1 protein-coding gene and 1 pseudogene are annotated in these 2,732 nt (G+C 76.6%); both read left to right on the top strand.

What is annotated here, in order from left to right; genetic code table 11:
- Positions 1-2,492: DEAD/DEAH box helicase (locus ACLU3S_RS36605; RefSeq protein ID WP_413956288.1), on the top strand; the 2,492-nt coding region annotated here is incomplete at its 5' end.
- A pseudogene (locus ACLU3S_RS36600) lies at positions 2,489-2,732 on the top strand (hypothetical protein); the annotation flags it as partial. The gene ACLU3S_RS36605 and the pseudogene ACLU3S_RS36600, both read left to right, overlap by 4 nt.

Raw genomic sequence — 2,732 nt, 5'->3', positions numbered from 1 at the left:
GCCGCCTGCTGCCCGGCCTGACCCCGAGCGGGCACGACGCCTGGCGGGCCGGCCCACTGGAGCCCGACGACATCGCCCACCTGCGCGCGGTGGCCGCCGCCCTGCCTCCGGAGGGCCACGCCGTGCCCCTGCCGGGTCCCGGCGCGCTCCGGCTGGCCGAGCCGGAGGCGCTGATCCGCTCCTTCCTGGACGCGGTCGCCGACACCCTGCCCCGCACCCCCGCCGCCCCCTGGACCGCGGGCCGGCCCTTCGCCGCCCGCGAGCCCCAAACCCTGCCGCGGGCGCACGAGTGGGCCGCCGAGGTCGCCGCCGGCATGGACGCGGGCGTGCGGATCTCCCTGCGCCTGGACCTGTCGGCGTACGACGTCTTCGACGCGGGTACGGCCGAGGGCGCGCGTGCCGCCGGGGCGGCGATCGTGCAGGTGCACAGCCTCGCCGACCCCACCCTGGTGGCCGATGCCGCGGCCCTGTGGGCGGGCGAGGCCGACACGGCCTTCGGGCCACGCGCGCGGGTGGACGCGGCCCTCGCCGTGCGGCGCGCGGCCCGCGTGTGGGCGCCCCTGGACCGGCTCGCCGAGCAGGACGTGCCCGACGTTCTCGCCCTGTCCGAAGAGGAGGTGGGCGAGCTGCTCGGGGTCGCGGCCTCCCGGCTGGCCGCCGCCGGAGTCGCCGTGCACTGGCCCCGCGACCTCGCCCGCGACCTGACGGCGACCGCGGTGGTGCGGCCCGCCCCCGGCTCCGCCACCGACGGCACCGGCTTCTTCGAGAGCGAGGACCTGCTGCAGTTCCGCTGGCAGCTCGCGCTCGGCGGGGATCCGCTCAGCGACGCCGAGATGGACGCGCTCGCCGAGGGGCACCGGCCGGTCGTACGGCTGCGGGACCGCTGGGTGCTGGTCGACCCGGCCCTCGTCCGCAAGGCCCGCAAACGCGAACTGGGTCTGCTCGACCCGGTGGACGCGCTGTCCGTCGCGCTCACCGGCGAGGCCGAGGTCGACGGGGAGACGCTCCCGGCCGTTCCCGTGGGCGCACTGGCCGCCCTCCGGGCGCGCCTCACCGCGGGCCTGCACCCCGCGGAGCCGCCCGCCGGCCTACACGCCACCCTGCGCGACTACCAGCTGCGCGGCCTCGCCTGGCTCGACCTCATGACCTCGCTCGGCCTCGGCGGCTGCCTCGCCGACGACATGGGCCTCGGCAAGACCGTCACCCTCATCGCCCTGCACCTGAAGCGGGCCCGCGCCGAACCCACCCTCGTGGTCTGCCCCGCGTCCCTGCTGGGCAACTGGCAGCGCGAGATCACCCGGTTCGCGCCCGGCGTCCCCGTCCGCCGCTTCCACGGCCCCGACCGCACCCTGGACGGCCTCGACGGCGGCTTCGTCCTCACCACGTACGGCACCATGCGCTCCACCGCCGCCCGCCTGGCCGAACAGCCCTGGGGCATGATCGTCGCCGACGAGGCCCAGCACGTGAAGAACCCCTACTCGGCCACCGCCAAGGCGCTGCGCACCATCCCGGCGCCCGCGCGCGTGGCGCTCACCGGCACTCCGGTGGAGAACAACCTCTCCGAGCTGTGGGCCCTGCTCGACTGGACGACGCCCGGCCTCCTCGGCCCCCTGAAGACCTTCCGCGCCCGGCACGCGCGGGCCGTGGAGAACGGCGAGGACGCGGAGGCGGTCGAGCGCCTGGCCCGCCTGGTCCGCCCCTTCCTCCTGCGCCGCAAGAAGTCCGACCCCGGCATCGTCCCCGAACTGCCGCCCAAGACGGAGACGGACCATCCGGTGCCGCTCACCCGGGAGCAGGCCGCGCTGTACGAGGCGGTGGTGCGCGAGTCCCTGCTGGCCATCGAGACCGCCGAGGGCATCGCCCGCCGGGGCCTGGTCCTCAAGCTCCTCGGCGCGCTCAAGCAGATCTGCGACCACCCCGCGCTGTACCTGAAGGAGGAGGGACGGGCCGACCGCCTGGCCCACCGCTCCGGCAAACTCGCCCTTCTCGACGAGCTGTTGGACACCCTGCTCGCCGAGGACGGCTCGGCGCTCGTCTTCACCCAGTACGTCGGCATGGCGCGCCTCATCACGGCCCACCTGTCCGCCCGCGCGATCCCCGTGGACCTGCTGCACGGCGGCACCGCGGTGCCGGAGCGCGAGCGCATGGTCGACCGCTTCCAGGGCGGCGAGACCCCCGTCCTGGTGCTGTCGCTGAAGGCGGCCGGCACTGGCCTCAACCTCACCCGGGCAGGCCATGTCATCCACTTCGACCGCTGGTGGAACCCGGCCGTCGAGGAGCAGGCCACCGACCGCGCCTACCGCATCGGCCAGACCCAACCCGTCCAGGTCCACCGCCTGGTCACCGAGGGCACGGTCGAGGACCGCATCGCCGAGATGCTGACCGCCAAGCGCGCCCTGGCCGACGCCGTCCTCGGCTCCGGCGAGGCCGCCCTCACCGAACTGACCGACCGCGAGCTGTCCGACCTGGTCTCCCTGCGGAGGACGCCATGACGACCGGCAACCCCGCCGACGCCGCCCGCCGGGCCCTCCGGGAAGCCCGACAGCGGGCGGCTGCCGCCGGGGCCGAGCGGGTGGTGCCGGGCACGGGGGCCGAGCGGGTGGCGCCGAGCACGGGGGCCGAGCGTGCGACGGACGCCGGCACCGAGCGGACGGGCCTGGACGCCGTGGGTGCGCGGGCGGGGGCGGGCAGCGGGGCCGAGCCGGCGCGGGTGGCGGGCGCGGGTGCCGAGG

It is taken from the genome of Streptomyces sp. AF1A (assembly GCF_047340315.1).
Lineage (GTDB): Bacteria > Actinomycetota > Actinomycetes > Streptomycetales > Streptomycetaceae > Streptomyces.
Note: the sequence above shows the minus strand (reverse complement) of the source record. Positions and strands in the feature narration are given on the sequence as shown.